The following is an 18,912-nucleotide window of genomic DNA, read 5'->3' on the forward strand; positions in this document are numbered from 1 at the left end:
GGCGATGTTGGAACAATGCTCCTATTAACGATGGATTGCTAGCGAATTAGGACAGTCTCCAAATCAACTTAGGACACTTGGGTCAAATGCGGCCAGCCCAGATCCGCAAAAGAACATATTGCGAACCTAGAACAAATAGGGTACATTGTTTTTATCGCCGGCCCGCCTCTCAATCGTTTGTCCCCCTAGCGAATCCTCGCCATAAGGAGCACGACCCAATGTCCGCCACTGCCCTGCGTATCGTCGAAGGATCTTCCATGGACAAGAGTAAAGCCCTGGCTGCCGCGCTCTCTCAGATCGAGCGCCAGTTCGGCAAGGGCTCGGTGATGAAGCTCGGCAAGAACGACCGCTCCATGGACATCGAGGCGGTGTCGTCAGGCTCGCTCGGGCTCGATATCGCGCTCGGCATCGGCGGCCTGCCCAAGGGGCGCATCGTCGAGATCTACGGGCCGGAATCCTCGGGCAAGACCACGCTGGCACTGCACACGGTGGCCGAAGCGCAGAAGAAGGGCGGCATCTGCGCCTTCATCGACGCCGAGCACGCGCTCGACCCGGTCTATGCCCGCAAGCTCGGGGTCAACATCGACGAGCTCCTGATCTCGCAACCCGACACCGGCGAGCAGGCGCTGGAAATCTGCGACACGCTGGTGCGCTCGGGCGCGGTGGACGTGCTGGTGGTCGATTCGGTCGCGGCGCTGGTGCCAAAGGCCGAGCTCGAGGGCGAGATGGGCGATGCGCTGCCGGGTCTGCAGGCCCGCTTGATGAGCCAGGCGCTGCGCAAGCTGACGGCCTCCATCAACAAGTCCAACACCATGGTGATCTTCATCAACCAGATCCGCATGAAGATCGGTGTGATGTACGGCTCGCCCGAAACCACCACCGGCGGCAACGCGCTGAAATTCTACGCCTCCGTCCGCCTCGACATCCGCCGTATCGGCGCGATCAAGGAGCGCGACGAGGTGGTCGGCAACACCACGCGCGTGAAGGTGGTGAAGAACAAGCTGGCGCCGCCCTTCAAGCAGGTCGAGTTCGATATCATGTACGGCGAGGGCGTCTCCAAGATGGGCGAGATCCTCGATCTCGGCGTCAAGGCCGGCATCGTCGAGAAGTCCGGCGCCTGGTTCTCCTATGACAGCCAGCGCCTCGGCCAGGGCCGCGAGAACTCGAAAGCGTTCCTGAAGGCCAACCCCGACATCACCGCCAAGATCGAGACCGCGATCCGCCAGAACTCCGGCCTGATCTCCGAGCAGATTTTGGCCGGCACGCCCGAGAGCGACGCCGACGGCGAGGAGCCGGCGGAGGAGTAAGACCTAACGCGAAAGTTTTTCGCGAGGAGCGGGCGCTGAAGACGTTGAGTTGCCGACGTCGTCAGTGCCCGTTTCGTTTTTGCGGGGATCGTGCCTCGGGCGCCGTACCGTAGGGTGGGTTAGCCCTGCGGATTGCGCGAAGCGCAAACCGCTTGGCGTAACCCACCACTGTTCGTCTCCGCGGATGCTGAAGTGGTGGGTTACGCCGGCGGACTGCGCTTCGCGCAGCCGCCCGCTAACCCACCCTACGATTCGCTACTCCGCGGCTTCCGCGTAATCGCTCACCGGCGGGCAGGAGCACACGAGATTCCGGTCGCCATAGACGTTGTCGACGCGGCCGACCGGGCTCCAGTATTTGTCGGTGCGCGAGACGCCATCCGGGAAGCAGCCTTCGCTGCGGGTGTAAGCCCGATTCCACGCATCATCCGCGATGTCGTGGACGGTGTGCGGGGCGTTGCGCAAGGGCGAGGCCTCGATCTTGAAGCGGCCGGCCTCGACCTCGGCGATCTCCTTCCGGATCGCGATCATGGCGTCGCAGAAGCGGTCGAGCTCGGCCTTGGATTCCGACTCGGTCGGCTCGATCATCAGCGTGCCCGGCACCGGGAAGCTCATGGTCGGAGCGTGGAAGCCGTAGTCGATCAGGCGCTTTGCGATGTCGTCGACGGTGAGGCCTGATGTCGTCTTCAGCGGACGCGGGTCGACGATGCACTCATGCGCGACGCGGCCCTTGGCGTTCTTGTAGAGCACCGGGAAATGCGCATCGAGCCTTGCTGCGATGTAGTTGGCGTTGAGGATCGCGATCTCGGTCGCGCGCTTCAAGCCTTCGCCGCCCATCATCAAAATGTAGATGTAGGAGATGGTGAGGATCGACGCCGAGCCGAACGGCGCGGCCGAGACCGGACCGACCGGCGCGCCGCCATTCGTTGCAGGATGGCGATTTTCAGGATGACTTGGCAGGAACGGCGCGAGATGCGCCTTGACGCCGATCGGGCCCATGCCGGGACCGCCGCCGCCATGCGGGATGCAGAAGGTCTTGTGCAGGTTGAGATGGCTGACATCGGCGCCGTAATCGCCGGGCCTGCTAAGGCCGACCTGCGCGTTGAGGTTGGCGCCGTCGAGATACACCTGGCCGCCATGAGCGTGCACGATGTCGCAGATCTCGCGAATGTGCTCCTCGAACACGCCGTGCGTCGAGGGATAGGTGATCATCACGGCCGCGAGATCGTTCGAATGCTTCTCGGCCTTGGCGCGGAGATCGTTGACGTCGACGTCGCCGTTCTTCTCGCAGGCGACCACCACCACGTCCATGCCGACCATCGCGGCCGAGGCCGGGTTGGTGCCGTGGGCGGAGGAGGGGATCAGGCAGATCTTGCGATGGCTCTCTCCGCGCGCCGCATGATAGCCGCGGATCGCGAGCAGTCCGGCATATTCGCCTTGCGCGCCCGAATTCGGCTGCAGCGAGATCGCGTCATAGCCGGTGATGTCGCACAGCCATTTTTCCAGCCGCGCGAACAGCGCGTGATAGCCCTTGGCCTGCTCGCGCGGGGCGAACGGGTGGAGGCTGCCGAATTCCGGCCAGGTCAGCGGCATCATCTCGGTGGTCGCGTTCAGCTTCATGGTGCAGGATCCGAGCGGGATCATGGCGCGGTCGAGCGCGAGGTCGCGATCGCTGAGCTTGCGCATGTAGCGCAGCATCTCGGTTTCCGAGCGATGCGCGTGGAACACGGGATGGGTGAGGAAGGCGGTCGCGCGCTTCAACGCCTCCGGCAGCGCCTCGCGCGTGGTCGCATCTAACTCGGCGTAGGAAAGCTGGCCGCCGAACGCGCGCCACACGGCTTCGACCGTCGCGGGCGTCGTGGTCTCGTCGAGCGCGATGCGCAAGCTGGTTTCGCTGATGCCGAGATTGATCTTCTCGCTAGCTGCGCGTGCGACGATCTCGGCGCGCTTGGCGCCGGCATCGACGCTGAGCGTGTCGAAGAAGTTTTCGGCCTGCGGCGCAAAGCCGAGCTTGCGCAGGCCGGCCGCGAGCACGGCGGTGCGCCGATGCACATTGCGCGCGATCTGGGTGAGGCCCTCGGGGCCGTGATAGACCGCGTACATCGCGGCGATCACGGCGAGCAGCACCTGCGCGGTGCAGATGTTGGAGGTCGCCTTCTCGCGGCGGATGTGCTGCTCGCGGGTCTGCAGCGCGAGGCGATAGGCGGGCGCGCCGCGCGAATCCACGGAAAGGCCGACGATGCGGCCGGGCAGCGAGCGCTTCAGCGCATCGCGCACCGCCATATAGGCCGCGTGCGGTCCGCCATAACCCATCGGCACGCCGAAGCGCTGGGCCGATCCGATCGCGATATCGGCGCCAAGCTCGCCGGGCGAGGCGAGCAGCGTCAGCGCCAGCAGGTCGGCGGCAACGATCGCGAGCGCGCCCTTGGCCTTCAGCGCCGCGATCGCGGGCCTGAGGTCGCGCAACGCGCCCGAGGTTCCCGGATATTGCAGCAGCGCACCGAGCACATCGGCCTTGTCGAGATCGGTGAGGGGATCGCCGACCACCAGGGTCCAGCCGAGCGGCTCGGCGCGGGTGCGCATCACCGCCAGCGTCTGCGGATGCACGTCCTTGTCGACGAAGAACGCCTTCGCCTTGACCTGCGAGTGGCGCTCGGCGAGCGCCATGGCTTCGGCCGCCGCGGTCGCTTCATCGAGCAGCGAAGCGTTGGCGACGTCGAGCCCGGTGAGGTCGCAGATCATGGTCTGGAAGTTGAACAGCGCCTCCAGCCGGCCCTGGCTGATCTCGGGCTGATAGGGCGTATAGGCCGTGTACCAGGCCGGATTTTCCAGAATGTTGCGCTGGATCACCGCGGGCAGGATGGTGCCGGAATAGCCTTGGCCGATCAGCGAGGTGAAGACCTGGTTCTGAGCGGCGAGCTCGGCCATGTGCGCGATCGCCTCGGTCTCGCTCAGGGGCTTGCCGAGATCGAGCGGGGATGCCTGCCGGATCGAGTCGGGAAGCGTTTCCGACATCAAGGCGTCGACGCTCTTGGCGCCGACGGTCTCCAGCATTGCGTTGACGTCGCGCACCGAGGGGCCGATGTGGCGGCGAACGAAATTGGCGGCGGTGTCGCCGTTGGACTTGCGGTGCGCGGTCATCGCTTGCTCCATCGCTCTCTATGCCGTGTGCGCCTTGTAGGCGGCTTCGTCCATCAGTCCGCCGAGCTCGCTCTTGTCGGCAATCTTGATCTTGAAGAACCAGGCGGTGCCCTGCGCATCCGAGTTCACCAGCGCCGGCTCGGCGGCCAGCGCCTCGTTGGTCTCGAGCACCTCGCCGGTAACAGGCGCGTACACGTCCGAGGCGGCCTTGACCGATTCCACGACGGCGGCGGCTTCCGCCTTCTTCAGCGCGCGGCCGACCTTCGGCAGTTCGACGAACACGACGTCGCCGAGCTGCTGCTGCGCGTAGTCGGTGATGCCGACGGTGGCCGTGTCGCCGTCGATGGCGAGCCATTCATGGTCGGAGGTGTACAGCGTCGTGGTCATTTCTGAAATCCTCAGCGTTTGTAGGTGTTTTTCACGAAGGGCATGGTGGCGACTGCGAGCGGCAGGCGCTGGCCGCGCACCTCGGCGAAGAGTTTTGTGCCGAGCGCGCTCAGGCTCACAGGCACGTAGCCCATCGCGACCGGCGCGCTCAGGCTCGGGCCGAAACCGCCCGAGGTGACCTTTCCAATGGGCTCGCCGCCCGCGCTATCGGCAAACAGCAGCGCGCCCTCGCGTACCGGCGCACGGCCCTCGGCACGCAGGCCGACGCGGCGGCGGGATGCGCCGCCATCGAAGTGAGCAAGGATCTTCTCGGCGCCGGGAAAGCCGCCGGCACGGGCGCCGCCGCTGCGGCGGCTCTTCTGCACCGACCATTCCAGCGCGGCTTCGACCGGCGTGGTGGCGGTGTCGATATCGTGGCCGTAGAGGCAGAGCCCAGCTTCCAGCCGCAGGCTGTCGCGGGCGCCGAGGCCGATCGGCAGCACGTCGGGATTGTCCAGCAGCATCTTGGCGAGGCGTTCGGCATCGGCGGCCGGAACCGAGATCTCAAAACCGTCCTCGCCGGTGTAACCGGAGCGCGAGACGAAGCACTTGATGCCGGCGACCTCATGCGGGCCGGCGTCCATGAACTTCATGCCGGGCGCCTCTGCACAGAATTTCGCCAGCACCGCTTCCGCCTTCGGGCCCTGCAGCGCAATCAGCGCGCGGTCGGCAAGCGAATCGATAATGCAGTCGTCGGACAGATTCGCGCGCAGATGCGCCTCGTCCTGTTCCTTGCAGGCGGCGTTGACCACCAGGAACAGGTGATCGCCGAAATTGGCGACCATCAGATCGTCGAGAATCCCGCCGTCCGCATTGGTGAACTGGGCGTAGCGCTGACGGCCGGGGGCGATCGCGACGATATCCTGCGGCACCAGCCGTTCCAGCGCACGGGCGGCGTCCTCGACCTTGCCCGACTTCGGCCGGAGCGCAATCTGGCCCATATGGGAGACGTCGAACAGGCCGGCTTGGGTGCGGGTATGAAGGTGCTCTTTGAGCACGCCGGCGGGGTACTGCACGGGCATGTCATAGCCTGCGAACGGCACCATCTTGCCGCCCAGGGAGACATGGAGGTCGTAAAGGGGCGTACGTTTCAGGGAGTCTTGGTCGTGCGCTAGCATCTCAGGGGCCCTCGGCGGTTCCCCGGGGACGATTCCCCGAGACAAACCAGTCGAAGCCCCATCTGTCGCTGTGCCTGAGAGTATTATCCCGTCGGCGGACGCAGTCCGGGCCCTTATGCCCGTCGGCGCCTCTTTCCAGATGCTGTCAAAGCCACGCGGTCCTTTTGCCTGAGAGTTTCCGGGGCGGTTGCTCCTTCGGCGCCGGCTGCCTAAAGCCGGTCTCTCCCGACGTGGCCGTACGATACAGATGGGTACAGACCACAGGGCAGCCAAGCCTGTCAACGCGACTTCAGTGCCTTTCAACCGGATTGAGCGCCTGCGGCAACCCTCTGATCTCTCTGCACAGTTTCTGGACAGCGAAGCTGGCCTTGTCTAAAAGCGCTTTGGCCCGCAGATATCAGCCTTAATTTCCGGTTTGGACGGCGGAGCGGGTCCAAGCACACCCGATTGGATGAACATGAGCGGCGTCAACGAGATCAGGTCGACCTTTCTGAACTTCTTTGCCGAGAACGGCCACGAGATCGTGCCGTCCTCGCCGCTCGTGCCGCGCAACGACCCGACGTTGATGTTCACCAATGCCGGCATGGTGCAGTTCAAGAACGTTTTTACCGGCGTCGAGAAGCGGCCGTATCAGCGCGCCACCACGTCGCAGAAATGCGTGCGCGCCGGCGGCAAGCACAACGACCTCGACAATGTCGGCTACACCGCGCGCCATCTCACCTTCTTCGAGATGCTCGGCAACTTCTCGTTCGGCGATTACTTCAAGGAGCGTGCGATCGAGCTCGCCTGGAAGCTGATCACGAAGGAGTACGGGCTGAAGAAGGACAAGCTGCTGGTTACGGTCTACCACACCGACGACGAGGCGGCGGGTCTGTGGAAGAAGATCGCCGGCTTCTCCGACGACCGCATCATCCGCATCCCGACCTCGGACAATTTCTGGGCGATGGGCGACACCGGGCCGTGCGGCCCGTGCTCGGAGATCTTCATCGATCGCGGCGAGCACATCTGGGGCGGGCCTCCGGGCTCGCCGGAAGAGGACGGCGACCGCTTCCTCGAGTTCTGGAATCTCGTGTTCATGCAATACGAGCAGGTGACGAAGGAGGAGCGCGTGGACCTGCCGCGTCCCTCGATCGACACCGGCATGGGCCTGGAGCGCATGGCCTGCGTCCTCCAGGGCGTCGACAGCGTGTTCGAGACCGACCTGTTCCGCAACCTGATCGATGCGACCGCGTCCGCGCTCGGGAGCGGGCCGCAGGAGCAGACTGCCGGCTCGTTCCGCGTCATCGCCGACCACTTGCGTTCCTCGGCCTTCCTGGTCGCCGACGGCGTGCTGCCCTCGAACGAGGGCCGCGGCTATGTGCTGCGCCGGATCATGCGCCGCGCGATGCGCCATGCGCAGCTGCTGGGGGCCAAGGACCCCTTGATGCATCGTCTCGTCCCGGCGCTGGTGCGCGAGATGGGCCAGGCCTATCCCGACCTGATGCGCGCGGAGAAGCTGATCGAGGAAACGCTGCGGCTGGAAGAGACCCGCTTCCGCAAGACGCTGGCGCGCGGCCTTGCCATCCTCGACGAGAAGAGCGCGTCCCTGAAGAAGGGCGACATGTTCGACGGCGATGTCGCCTTCACGCTGTACGACACCTACGGCTTCCCGCTCGACCTGACGCAGGACGCGCTGAAGTCGCGCGGAATCGGCGTCGACCAGTCCGCCTTCACCGACGCCATGGAGCGCCAGAAAGCCAAGGCGCGCGAGTCCTGGAAGGGCTCGGGTGAGGCTGCTTCCGAAGCGATCTGGTTCCCGCTGCGCGAGAAGCTGGGTGCGACCGAATTCCTGGGCTATGAGACTGAGAGCGCCGAGGGCGTCGTGTCCGCGCTGGTCAAGGATGGCGCGGAAGTCGCGAGCCTCAAGGCCGGCGAAACCGGCGCGCTTCTGCTGAACCAGACGCCGTTCTATGCGGAGTCGGGCGGCCAGGTCGGCGACACCGGCCTGCTGACGGGCGAAGGCGGCATCAAGTTCCGCGTCACCGACACGCAGAAGAAGCTCGGCGATTTCTTCGTTCACGTCGGCACGGTCGAGAGCGGCGAGCTGAAGGTCGGCACCGCGCTGCAGCTCGAGGTCGATCATTCCAGGCGCTCGTCGATCCGCGCGCATCATTCGGCGACGCATCTCATTCACGAGGCGCTGCGCCAGGTGCTCGGCGATCACATCGCCCAGCGCGGCTCGATGGTCGCGCCCGACCGCCTGCGCTTCGACTTCGTGCATCCGAAGCCGATCACGGCGGAGGAGCTGTCCCGCGTCGAGGATATTGCCAACGACGTGGTGCTGGAAAACGACGAGGTGACGACGCGCGTGATGGGCGTCGACGAGGCCCGCGAGGCCGGTGCGCGCGCGCTGTTCGGCGAGAAATATGGCGACGAGGTCCGCGTCGTCTCCATGGGCAGGACCGCGCGCGAGCGCGGCGCCAATGCGCTCGGCTGGTCGGTCGAGCTCTGCGGCGGCACGCATGTGAAGCGCACCGGCGACATCGGCCTGATCACGCTCACGAGCGAAAGCGCGGTCGCCTCCGGCGTGCGCCGCATCGAGGCGCTGACCGGCAATTACGCGCGCCGGCATGCCAACGAGACCATGGCGCTGGCGAAGACTGCGGCGAACGAGCTGCGCACCTCGCTCGACGACGTGCCGGCGCGCATCGCCGCGCTGATGGAGGAGCGCAAGAAGCTCGAGCGCGAATTGTCCGACGCGCGCAAGAAGCTCGCCATGGGCGGCGGCGCGGCTGCCGGCAACGGCGCAGCGAGCGGCGTGCGCGAGGTCGGCGACGTCAAGCTGATGGCGCGTGCGGTCGAGGGCATCGAGATGAAGGATCTCAAGGGCCTTGCCGACGACGGCAAGAAGCAGATCGGCTCGGGCGTCGTCGCGATCGTGGGCGTCACCGGGGACGGCAAGGCCGGCGTCGTGGTCGGTGTCACGCCTGACCTCACCGCGCGCTTCAACGCCGTGAACCTCGTCCGCGTCGCCTCCGAAGCGCTCGGCGGCAAGGGCGGCGGCGGCCGGCCCGACATGGCCCAGGCCGGCGGCCCCGATGGCGCCAACGCGACCGCGGCGCTCGCGGCGATCGAAAAAGCGATGGCAGGCGCGTAAGTCCCATGCGCCTCGTTCCGCGAGGGCGTGGGCTTCGCGATCCTAACTTAAGGGATCGGCTCTACGAATTGCTGGAGCACGATCCCCTGGCCTATTCGGTCGGGTCGCGCTTCATCCAGCTCATCATTGGCGTCATCGTGCTCGATGTGGCCGCGATGATCCTCGCCTCGGTGCCGGAGCTCGACGCGCGGTTCGACACGCTGTTCAGCGCGATCGCAATCCTCGCCGTCATCGTGTTCGCACTCGAATATCTGGCGCGGCTGTGGACGGTGGCGGGACACACCCAGCGCACAGGTTCGGCGCTGTCCGACCGGCTCTCTTATGCCTTCTCCGCGCTCGGCATCATCGACCTCATGGCGTTCCTGCCGGCCGCGATCGTGCTCGCCACCGGCCGGCACGCGACGCTCGCCGGGCTCGGCGTGCTGCCGTTCTTCAAGCTGATCCGCTACTCGCCGGCGATGCGCTCGCTGCTCGCCGCCGTCCATGCCGAGCGGCGCGCGCTGATCGGCTGCATCGTCATCCTGATCGGCGCGGTGCTGACCTTCGCCTCGCTGCTCTATGTCGTCGAGCGCGACGTGCAGCCGGACAAGCTCGGCACCATCCCGCAGGCGATGTGGTGGGCGATCGTGACGCTCGGCACCGTCGGCTATGGCGACGTCGTGCCGGTGACGCCGCTCGGCAAGTTCATCTCGGTGTTCGCGATCATCAGCGGCTTTGCGATGATCGCGCTGCCGGTCGCGATCATCTCCTCGGCGTTCGCCGAAGAGGTGAAGCGGCGCGATTTCGTCGTGACCTGGGGCATGCTGGCGCGGGTGCCGCTGTTCTCGCATCTGTCGGCGTCGGAGATCGCCGACATCATGCGCCTCCTGCGCGCGCGCACCATCGAGCAGGGCGAGATCCTGGTGCGGCGAGGGGATGACGCCTCGTCGATGTATTTCATCACCGCCGGCGAGGTCGAGATCGCGCTGCCGAACCAGAATGTGCGGCTCGCCGACGGCACCTTCTTCGGCGAGATCGCGCTGCTGCACAAGACCAAGCGCAGCGGCACGGTAACGGCAACGCGCAAGACGCGGCTGCTGGTGCTGGACGTGCAGCATTTTCACGCCCTGATCGAGCGCATGCCGACGCTCGCCGCCCACGTCCATACCACCGCGAAGGCGCGGCTGGCCGACAGCGGCGATCTCGCCGCGGCAGAGCTGGCGCAGGCGGAGCAGGAGCGGACTGACCGCTGAGCGGTCAGCCCTTCTTCAGGAAGACGTAATCGGCCGAGTAGGGCGCGCTCTTGAATTCGCCGGCTTTGTCGCAAGAACCCTCGAGCTTGCCGCCATGGGTGTTGATGCGCTGGACGGTGGTGACCGGCGTGAGGGTGCCGCTGCCACGGCGGGAGGCGACCTCCAGCTTCAGCCAGGGGATGTCGGCGGCGGTTGCACCCGGCGCGTTGCCGATGGCCTTGCCGACCACGGCGCTGCCGTCGGCGAGCTCCCAGTTCGGCCCGGCATAGTGACGGCCGACGGTCTTGCCCTCGGAGAGCAGCGTCGCGACCGGCTCGCGGAAGGCCCAGGCGAGCTTGCTGTCGGCGGCCGCCTTGCACTCATAGACCTGCGCGCCCTCGGCGTGGACGCTGAGCACGACGCTCTCGCCGGGGGCGGCGATCGCGTCGGGGAGTGGGTCTGCGGCGACAGCGGGCCCGGCCATTGCGGCGAGCAGGAACAGAGTGGGGGTGGCAAGCTTGATGAACATGGCGGTCTCCGCAAAAGCTCTCAAAAAAGAAACGGGCCGCGCCCAAAGGCGCGGCCCGTGATGATGTCTGGCCCAGTCGGGCGAAATTGCGGTCGACTTACGCCGCCATCGCCTTGGTAAGGTTCTCGGCGACCTTGTCGAGGAAGCCGGTGGTCGAGAGCCAGCGCTGGTCGGCACCGACCAGCAGGGCGAGGTCCTTGGTCATGTAGCCGGCCTCGACGGTGTCGACGCAGACCTTCTCCAGCGTGTTCGCGAACTTGGCGAGCTCGGCATTGTTGTCGAGCTTGGCGCGGTGGGCGAGGCCACGGGTCCAGGCGAAGATCGACGCGATTGAGTTGGTCGAGGTCTCCTTGCCCTTCTGGTGCTCGCGGTAGTGGCGGGTCACCGTGCCGTGGGCAGCTTCCGCTTCCACGGTCTTGCCGTCGGGGGTGAGCAGCACCGAGGTCATCAGGCCGAGCGAGCCGTAGCCCTGCGCGACCGTGTCGGACTGCACGTCGCCGTCGTAGTTTTTACAGGCCCAGACATAGCCGCCGGACCACTTCAGCGCCGAGGCCACCATGTCGTCGATCAGGCGGTGCTCGTAGGTCAGGCCCTTGGCGTCGAACTCCTTCTTGAACTCCTTGTCGAAGATCTCCTGGAAGATGTCCTTGAAGCGGCCGTCGTAGACCTTGAGGATCGTGTTCTTGGTCGAGAGATAGACCGGATAGCCGCGCAAGAGGCCGTAGTTGAAGGAGGCGCGGGCGAAGTCGATGATGGAGTCGTCGAGGTTGTACATCTCCATGGCGACGCCGGCGCCCGGAGCCTTGAACACTTCCTTCTCGATCACGGTGCCGTCCTCGCCGACGAACTTCAGCGAGAGGGTGCCCTTGCCCGGGAACTTGATGTCGGTGGCGCGGTACTGGTCGCCATAGGCATGGCGGCCGATGATGATCGGCTTGGTCCAGCCGGGAACGAGGCGCGGCACGTTCTTGCAGATGATCGGCTCGCGGAAGATGCAGCCGCCGAGGATGTTGCGGATGGTGCCGTTCGGCGACTTCCACATCTGCTTGAGGTTGAACTCCTTCACCCGGGCTTCGTCCGGGGTGATGGTGGCGCACTTGACGCCGACGCCGACCTTCTTGATCGCCTCGGCGGCGTCGATGGTCACCTGATCGTTGGTGTGGTCGCGGTACTCCATGCCCAGGTCGAAATAGAGCAGCTCGACATCCAGGAACGGGTTGATCAGCTTGTCCTTGATGTACTGCCAGATGATCCGGGTCATCTCGTCGCCATCGAGTTCGACGACGGGATTGGATACCTTGATTTTTGCCATGATCGGGGAAGCCCTCTTGGGAACGGCGCTTGTTGCGCGCCAACGTGAATATCCGCCGCCTCTTAGCACCTGATAGCAGCGGGTGAAAGCCAAGTGATTATGCACTTTTAGCTCATCCAGCTTCCACAGATGGGGGGCGGGGAGCGGCCCGCCGGCAGGGGCGGGCCTGAGGCTTCAGAAGAGATTCAAAAGTCGAATCCAACCCGTTATTTCTCTTGAGAATTTTGTCAGGACAGGCAAACGACAGGCGGATGGCGCCCGAGCCGGCCGGCGGCCTGCTTGAATCAATTCCTAAGGTGGCCTTGCCAAGGCCTTGAGAGACAGTGTGAAAGCGAAGCGAGATGTCGGGGACTGACAAGAGCAAGACGGGCCTTTCCCTCGACGGTCCCATCGTCATCCTGGTCGAGCCGCAGCTGGGTGAAAACATCGGCATGGCCGCGCGCGCCATGGGCAATTTCGCGCTTGGCGCCTTGCGCATCGTCAACCCCAGGGACGGCTGGCCCAACATCGCGGCCCAGCGGGCCGCGGCCGGCGCCGACCACATTCTGGAAAAGGTCGAATTGTTTGGCACGGTCGAGGAGGCGGTCGCCGACCTCGATCTGCTGTTCGCCACCACGGCTCGCCCCCACGATCAGGCTAAGCCCGTGGTCGGGCCGGAGGCCGCAGCCAGCGAGATCGCCGGGCACGTCGCGACCGGCGGCAAGGCCGGTATCCTGTTCGGCCGGGAGCGCTGGGGGCTGACCAACGAGGAGGTCGGGCTCTCCAACCGCATCATCACCTTCCCGGTCAATCCGGGCTTTGCCTCGCTCAACCTCGCCCAGGCCGTGCTGCTGATCGGCTACGAATGGTTCAAGCTGGCGACATCAGGCGAACTGCCGCACGCCATGCCGGAGCGCTCCGAGCGCGCCTCGCAGCATCAGATGCAGGCCTTCTTCGACAATCTCGTGCGCGAGCTCGACAAGGTCGAGTTCCTGCGGCCCGCCGAGAAGCGCGACACCATGCTGGTGAACCTGCGCAACATTTTTAGCCGGATGGAGCCGACCAAGCAGGACATGCACACTCTGCATGGCGTGGTGATGGCGATTGCGGAGGGGCGCAAGGGCCCGGCCAAGGGCGGCGTGCTCGACGGCGAGCAGGCCACGCGCCTGCGCGCGCTGCTGGCCGAGCACGGCCAGGGCGGCGGTGTGCCCGACAGCGGCTCGACCGTGCGCGGCCTCGCCCGCCTGCTCCGCCGCAACCCGACCGACGCCGAGCGCCTGCTGTGGCAGGCCCTGACCCGCGACCGCCGCTTCGCAGGTGGGTTCAAGCGCCAGACCCCGGTCGGCCGCCACATCCCGGACTTCGTCTCGTTCCCGCACCGGATCGCGATCGAGCTGGTGAACCCGGGCGAGGGCGAGGCCATCGCGACCGACCGCGCGGGGCGGCGGACCTGGCTCGAGGCGCGCGACTATCGGGTGCTGGAGATCCGGGCCGCGGATGTCGAGCGCGATCTGGAGGCGGAGCTGGTGCGGCTGCAGGGGATGATCGAGCAGGGCGCGTAGGTCTCGTCAGGCGCAGGTCTCGTAGGGTGGGCAAAGGCGCATAGCGCCGTGCCCACCACTTTTTTGTGTCGAGAGAGATGGTGGGCACGCTTCCGCCTTCGCTCTTCGAGCTACGGCGGACAAGTCGCGGCACGGCGCTTGTGGCTAATCCACCCTAAGCACTATCGCCCGAGCTGCACGCCAACGCCGCAACCAAGGGCTGTGCAGAGGCGTAATCGGTTGCTATGAAGTCCCCGGGAATTGAAATGGGGACTGCATGTTTGGAATGATCGGCCGTGCACTGATTTGTGCGGCAGCAAGCTTAAGCGCGTTGGCGCTCACAATCTTGATCGAAGTATCGCCTGCCCGAGCGGAAATGCCTTTGGCTGCAAAGTGCAACGCGCTCGGCAACATCACCCTCGATGATCGCATTGCGGGCTGCACCGCCATCATTGAGGCTGGGAAGGCCTTGCAACAGAGCGTGATCGCGGCGCACTTTCGCCGTGCCATGCTCTACCGTCAGAAAGGTGAGGTCGGCCTTGCGATCGCGGACTACAACGTGATCATCGAACGCGATCCGGGCAATCTGAACGCGCGTCTTCAGAGAGCTGCTGCACAAACCGCGAGGCGACAAACCGACGCTGCGCTTGCCGACTACGACAAGGTCATCGAGCTTGATCCCAAGGCTGTCTATGCCCGTCTGGGGCGTGCCCGAATCTACCAAGCCAAAGGAGATATGGTCCGCGCTATCGCTGACTATGATCAAGCCCTCCTGGTCCATCCGGACAATGTCATAGCGCTTGTCGACCGAGGTCTCGCTTTCATCCGCAAGGGAGACCTGGATCGTGCCATGGCTGACTGTGACCGAGCGGTCGAGCTGAGCCCGCAAACCGGCGGTGGCCAGTTGTGTCGCGGTCGGGTCTACTTCGCCAGGGGTAACAGAGAGCTCGCATTGGCCGCACTCGATCAAACCATGCAGATCAAGCCAAGGAGCGAGGAATTTTATTTCTTTCGCGCAGAATCCTTCCTTCAATTGGACGAGTTCACTCGCGCGTTCGCCGATTATGACCGGATCATCGAGCTCAACCCACGAGGTCGATCTGTCTACCTCTGCCGGGGTGTCGCCTATGCTCGAAAAGGCGACTACGACCACGCCATTGCCGATTTCACACAGGCAATTCAGCTGGCCCATCGGGATCAGGGAAGCCCAGGCGAGGGGACGCATCAGATTCCAGGTCAAGACGCCGATCCCGCTTCAGCGTCTGTTGATGGCGGGACAGCTGCGCTCGGCTGGGGGGACGGTCCTGCATTCCGCGCTCGGGGAACTGCGTACTCCGCAAGAGGGGACCTTGATCTGGCCATCGCAGACTATGATGAGGCGATCCGCCTCAACCCTAAGGACAAGGACGCACTCGGGCTCCGCGCTAACGCGTACAAGGCCAAGGGAGATTTCGACCGTTCGCTCGCGGATTACGATCAACTCGTGCAGCTCGATGCCAAGGATGCGCGCGCCTATTTTCATCGTGCAAGGGTCTATTGGCAGATTGCTTCATTCGCCAAATCGTTGGCCGACCTCGATCAGGCGATCCAGCTCGATCCAAAGAATGCCTACCCGGTCTTATGGCGCGAAATTGTTGCAAGGCGCAGTGACCAACCGAGCCAGCTGAGCGAGGCTGCAAAGCAGCTCGACACGGCGAAGTGGCCCGCGCCGGTCCTCAATCTCTTCCTTGGCACGACGACGCCGGAGCAAGTGCTCAGCGCGGCGGACGATGCCGACCCGGCGAAGAAGAAGGGGCAGGTCTGCGAGGCGAATTTCTATATCGCCGAGCGCGCCTTGCAGAGCGGCTCCAGGGAAGAGGCGTTGAAGCTGTTCGAGCAGGCGGCGGCCGATTGCCCGAAGACCTTTATCGAGAAGCAGGCCGCAGACGCTGAGCTTGGCGCGCTGCGAGCGAGCCGCTGATCGAACGGGTGGGATTTCGTAGGGTGGGCAAGCGGCTTGTCCGCCGTAGCTCCAAGAGCAAAGGCGGAAGCGTGCCCACCATGTCGATCGACGTAGCTGATACAGAGGTGGTGGGCACGGCGCTGCGCGCCTTTGCCCACCCTACGAGACCGTCATCCTCGCACGAGGTTTGCAATTTGCGCCGCAACCAAGGGCTGTGCGGGCGCTCAATCGATTGCTATGAAGTTCCCGGGAATTGAAATGGGGACTGCATGTCTGGAATGACGGGCCGCGAGATTGTCGCCGCGGCGATTTGTTTGGCCGCTGCTTCGCTTGTGTCGCCCTCCATTGCTGAGTCCAATACGGACTGGAAATGCACTGCGATCACGGAAATCCCGGTCGATGAGCGGATCGCCGCCTGCACGTCCGTGCTGGATGCCGGGAAATTTGGCGAGCGAGGCGTGATCAGCGCCCGGTTCAATCGAGCTAGCGCTTACAGCAAGAAGGGCGCGTTCGAACTCGCGGTCGCCGATTACAGTGAGCTGATCAGGCTCCATCCTCAAAATGTCTACGCGCATTACAATCGCGCATACTCTTACTATCAACTCGGAGAACTCGATCGCGCGATTGCGGACTACGGCGAGGCCATCCGGCTGAACCCCAAGGATCAGCGCGCTTACTACAGTCGCGGGGTGTCATATTCCACGAAGGGCGATTTCGACCGCGCCATTGCCGACTATACGAGAGCAATCGAATTGAAGCTCGATCCGTCACTCGCTGCCGGCGGGGCGCGGCCTTTCTATCATGGTGGGGATCTGGCTCCCACTGATCCCGGTCCGTCCGCTCAATTCAATCCATTGCACAGGGCGGCCTATCTGGCGCGCGGTGTTGCCCAGAGCAAGAAGGGCAACATTGATGGTGCAATCTCCGATTACGAAGCGGCGCTCGCGCTCGATCCGGGGTACCCTCCTGCGTACGTCTATCGTGCAGGCGCTTATCGAGCAAAGCACGAGCTTGCGCGCGCCATGGATGACTGCGATCGCGCGGTGGCCTTCGATCCCAAGGACCCCAACACATATATGTGCCGCACCTTCAGCTATCTGGCGATGGGGGATCCGCAGCGCGCCGTCTCGGCATGCGATCTCGCGATCGAGCGTGCTCCGAAGGCGGCCGGCCAGTATCGCATATGTGCCATGGCACACCTCCAGGCCGGCTCGACCGGGCAGGCAATCTCCAACCTCGATCGTTCACGAGAGCTCGATCCCAAGGAGCCCTATGGTGCGATCTGGCGTGAAATCGCCGGCTGGCGCAGTAATGCCCCGGAGACGTTGTCAGAGGCGACCGCCAAGCTCGATATGACGAAATGGCCTGCTCCAATCATCCGGGTGATGTTGGGGACGATGACGGCCGAGGAGTTGCTGCGCGCAGCCGACGATGCCGACCCGATCAAGAAGAAGGGCCAGATCTGTGAAGCGAATTTCTTCACCGCTGAACTCGCTTTGCAGCGTCGCATGAAGGAGGAGGCGCGGCGGCTTTTCGGACTGGCACTTGCCGATTGCCCGCCGACCTTCGTGGAAGCACAGGCGGCCGCGGCCGAGCTCAAGGCGCTGGGCGTCAATCCCTGACGGGGCGCAGCTCTCGTAGGGTGGGCAAAGCAAAGCGCGCCCGCCATCTCGATCAACAAAGCTCGACGAGTTTGGTGGGCACGGCGCTTTGCGCCTTTGCCCACCCTACGGACCTCGTACCCCGGATGGAGCGGAGCGCAATCCGGGACGGTGTTCCCGCATTCCGCTTCGCTGTATGCGGGCTACAAGACCAGCGCGTTTACACCGCCTCGAGCTGATCCGCCGCGCGCTTCTTCTTCGCCTTGGACTGGCCGAGCAGGGGGCCGGCCGTGAGCGCCGCCGTATCGGCCACGCCTGGGTCGCGCGAGATCATTGCGGCGACGATGGCGCCGTCGATGATCAGGCCGAGCTGGTGCGCGAGCACCGCGGGCTCGCTCGAGCCGAGTTCGCCGGCGAGCTTCTCGATATGGCCGAGCACGATCTTCTTGTGCTTCAGCGCGATGTTGCGGAACTGTTTGGCGTCCTTGTCGTGCTCGCCGACGGCATTGATGAAGGGGCAGCCGTAGAAGCGCTCTTCGGCGAACCAGCTCTTCAGCGCCGGGAAGATCCGCGTCAGCTTGGCCTGCGCGTCGCCGCCGCCCGCTTCCATGGCGCCGATGAACCATTCGCGCCACTGCTTGCCTTCGCTCTCCAGCACCGCGTTGACGAGATTGGTCTTGGAGCCGAACAATTTGTAGAGTGTGGTCTTCGCCGTGCCGGCTTCCTCGATGATCGCGTCGATGCCGGTGGCGTTGATCCCGTTCTTGCAGAACAGATGCGTTGCGGCGCTGAGGAGGCGCCCGCGCGCGGATTCATCTTCGCCAGCGGCGGCGTGGGGCGAAGTCTTCTTCGATGACGTCTTTGCCATGGTGACGAACTTACCCGCAGCTGCGCCGCATCAGCAAGCCGCATCTGTTCCGCGCTGAAAAGATTCGCAAAGGCCAGCCCATCTGCATCGCCTTTGAGCAAGCACCGGCTGATCAATCCGCAGGCAGGGAGGCTTAAGCGGCTCCAAAGCTTCGCGTTTTGTTTTCGGCCGGCTCTGGCACGCTCCATGCAGGGAAACAGACCGTTCGGTATCCTGCCGAATTCCACTTCTGCCAGGGAGAAGATTGATGACTGCCGTCGTTCAGAAGACCGTGCTGACGGGTTGCCTCGCACCCATCGACAAGAATGGCCTCGAGCAACTGATCGCCAATGGCAAGGCGAATCCGAAGGTCATCAAGACCTTGAAGTGCAAGACGGTTGCGGAAGGAAAGTTCCGCCACGCCAACTACATCCGCAACCTGCCGCCCTACATCGTCGACGAGCCGCCGGGGCTTCTGGGCGACGACACCGCCCCCAATCCGTCGGAAGCCTCGCTCGCCGCGCTCGGCTCGTGTCTTGCGGTCGGCCTGCACGCCAACGCCGTGCATCGCGGCTGGATCGTCAACAAGCTCGAGCTCGAGCTCGAAGGCGACCTCAACATCACCGCGGTCTGGGGCACCGGCGATGTCTCCGACAAGCCGGTCGGCTTCACCGACGTGCGCGTGAAAGTGGACATGGAGTGCGAGGGCATCTCGCAGGACGAGATCAACGCGCTGGTCGCCCATGTGAAGAAATGGTCGCCGGTCGCCAACACCTTCACCCGTCCCGTCAATCTCGAGGTCGGCATCTAACAATAGCAACAGGG

Annotated in this window: 13 protein-coding genes and 1 riboswitch; of the genes, 7 read left to right on the forward strand and 6 right to left on the reverse strand. The window is 64.6% G+C overall.

Annotated elements, in window-relative coordinates:
* Positions 1 to 218 precede the first annotated feature (218 nt).
* Positions 219 to 1,307 (forward strand): recombinase RecA, encoded by a 1,089-nt coding sequence (recA, locus tag JQ635_RS05405; protein ID WP_211408826.1) that lies wholly within the window; start codon positions 219 to 221, stop codon positions 1,305 to 1,307.
* Between the two features lie 255 nt (positions 1,308 to 1,562).
* On the opposite strand, the gene gcvP is transcribed toward recA, so the two are convergent.
* From gcvP to gcvT, 3 genes are read right to left on the reverse strand one after another with little or no spacing between them, the layout of a single operon-like run.
* Positions 1,563 to 4,445, reverse strand: coding sequence for an aminomethyl-transferring glycine dehydrogenase (gene gcvP, locus JQ635_RS05410; protein WP_211408827.1), 2,883 nt, complete (start codon positions 4,443 to 4,445; stop codon positions 1,563 to 1,565).
* Between the two features lie 18 nt (positions 4,446 to 4,463).
* Complete coding sequence (gcvH, locus tag JQ635_RS05415) at positions 4,464 to 4,832, reverse strand: glycine cleavage system protein GcvH (RefSeq protein ID WP_211408828.1); 369 nt, start codon at positions 4,830 to 4,832, stop codon at positions 4,464 to 4,466.
* Positions 4,833 to 4,843: 11 nt separating this feature from the next.
* On the reverse strand, positions 4,844 to 5,989 hold the full coding sequence (gene gcvT, locus JQ635_RS05420) for a glycine cleavage system aminomethyltransferase GcvT (protein ID WP_211408829.1): 1,146 nt from the start codon (positions 5,987 to 5,989) through the stop codon (positions 4,844 to 4,846).
* A 147-nt stretch (positions 5,990 to 6,136) separates the two neighbouring features.
* Positions 6,137 to 6,227, reverse strand: a riboswitch (glycine riboswitch).
* A gap of 219 nt (positions 6,228 to 6,446) precedes the next feature.
* Here gcvT and alaS point away from each other — a divergent pair.
* Together alaS and JQ635_RS05430 are read left to right on the forward strand one after the other, a co-directional pair.
* On the forward strand, positions 6,447 to 9,125 hold the full coding sequence (gene alaS, locus JQ635_RS05425; protein WP_211408830.1) for an alanine--tRNA ligase: 2,679 nt from the start codon (positions 6,447 to 6,449) through the stop codon (positions 9,123 to 9,125).
* 5 nt (positions 9,126 to 9,130) lie between these two features.
* Positions 9,131 to 10,357, forward strand: a complete 1,227-nt coding sequence (locus tag JQ635_RS05430) for a cyclic nucleotide-gated ion channel (protein ID WP_211408831.1) — start codon at positions 9,131 to 9,133, stop codon at positions 10,355 to 10,357.
* A 4-nt stretch (positions 10,358 to 10,361) separates the two neighbouring features.
* Here the strand turns inward: JQ635_RS05430 and JQ635_RS05435 are convergent, their stop codons facing one another.
* Entirely contained in the window at positions 10,362 to 10,865 is a 504-nt protein-coding gene (locus tag JQ635_RS05435; RefSeq protein WP_211408832.1) for a DUF3455 domain-containing protein, read from the reverse strand.
* Positions 10,866 to 10,962: 97 nt separating this feature from the next.
* Positions 10,963 to 12,177 (reverse strand): NADP-dependent isocitrate dehydrogenase, encoded by a 1,215-nt coding sequence (locus JQ635_RS05440; RefSeq protein ID WP_211408833.1) that lies wholly within the window; start codon positions 12,175 to 12,177, stop codon positions 10,963 to 10,965.
* A 341-nt stretch (positions 12,178 to 12,518) separates the two neighbouring features.
* Here JQ635_RS05440 and JQ635_RS05445 point away from each other — a divergent pair, with 341 nt between their 5' ends.
* The 3 genes from JQ635_RS05445 (at position 12,519) to JQ635_RS05455 (ending at position 17,261) form a co-directional block, all read left to right on the forward strand.
* On the forward strand, positions 12,519 to 13,718 hold the full coding sequence (locus JQ635_RS05445; RefSeq protein WP_211408834.1) for a TrmJ/YjtD family RNA methyltransferase: 1,200 nt from the start codon (positions 12,519 to 12,521) through the stop codon (positions 13,716 to 13,718).
* 256 nt (positions 13,719 to 13,974) lie between these two features.
* Positions 13,975 to 15,657: a tetratricopeptide repeat protein gene (locus tag JQ635_RS05450; protein WP_246583310.1), complete on the forward strand. Its 1,683-nt coding sequence runs from the start codon at positions 13,975 to 13,977 to the stop codon at positions 15,655 to 15,657.
* Positions 15,658 to 15,908: 251 nt separating this feature from the next.
* On the forward strand, positions 15,909 to 17,261 hold the full coding sequence (locus tag JQ635_RS05455) for a tetratricopeptide repeat protein (protein WP_211408835.1): 1,353 nt from the start codon (positions 15,909 to 15,911) through the stop codon (positions 17,259 to 17,261).
* Between the two features lie 199 nt (positions 17,262 to 17,460).
* On the opposite strand, the gene JQ635_RS05460 is transcribed toward JQ635_RS05455, so the two are convergent.
* Entirely contained in the window at positions 17,461 to 18,108 is a 648-nt protein-coding gene (locus JQ635_RS05460; protein WP_211408836.1) for a TetR/AcrR family transcriptional regulator, read from the reverse strand.
* Between the two features lie 247 nt (positions 18,109 to 18,355).
* On the opposite strand from JQ635_RS05460, the gene JQ635_RS05465 reads away from it, so the two are divergent.
* A complete protein-coding gene (locus tag JQ635_RS05465) occupies positions 18,356 to 18,898 on the forward strand; it encodes an OsmC family protein (protein WP_211408837.1) in 543 nt (180 codons plus the stop codon).
* Positions 18,899 to 18,912: the final 14 nt, after the last annotated feature.

The organism is Bradyrhizobium iriomotense (genome assembly GCF_018130765.1).
GTDB classification, from domain to species: domain Bacteria; phylum Pseudomonadota; class Alphaproteobacteria; order Rhizobiales; family Xanthobacteraceae; genus Bradyrhizobium; species Bradyrhizobium iriomotense_A.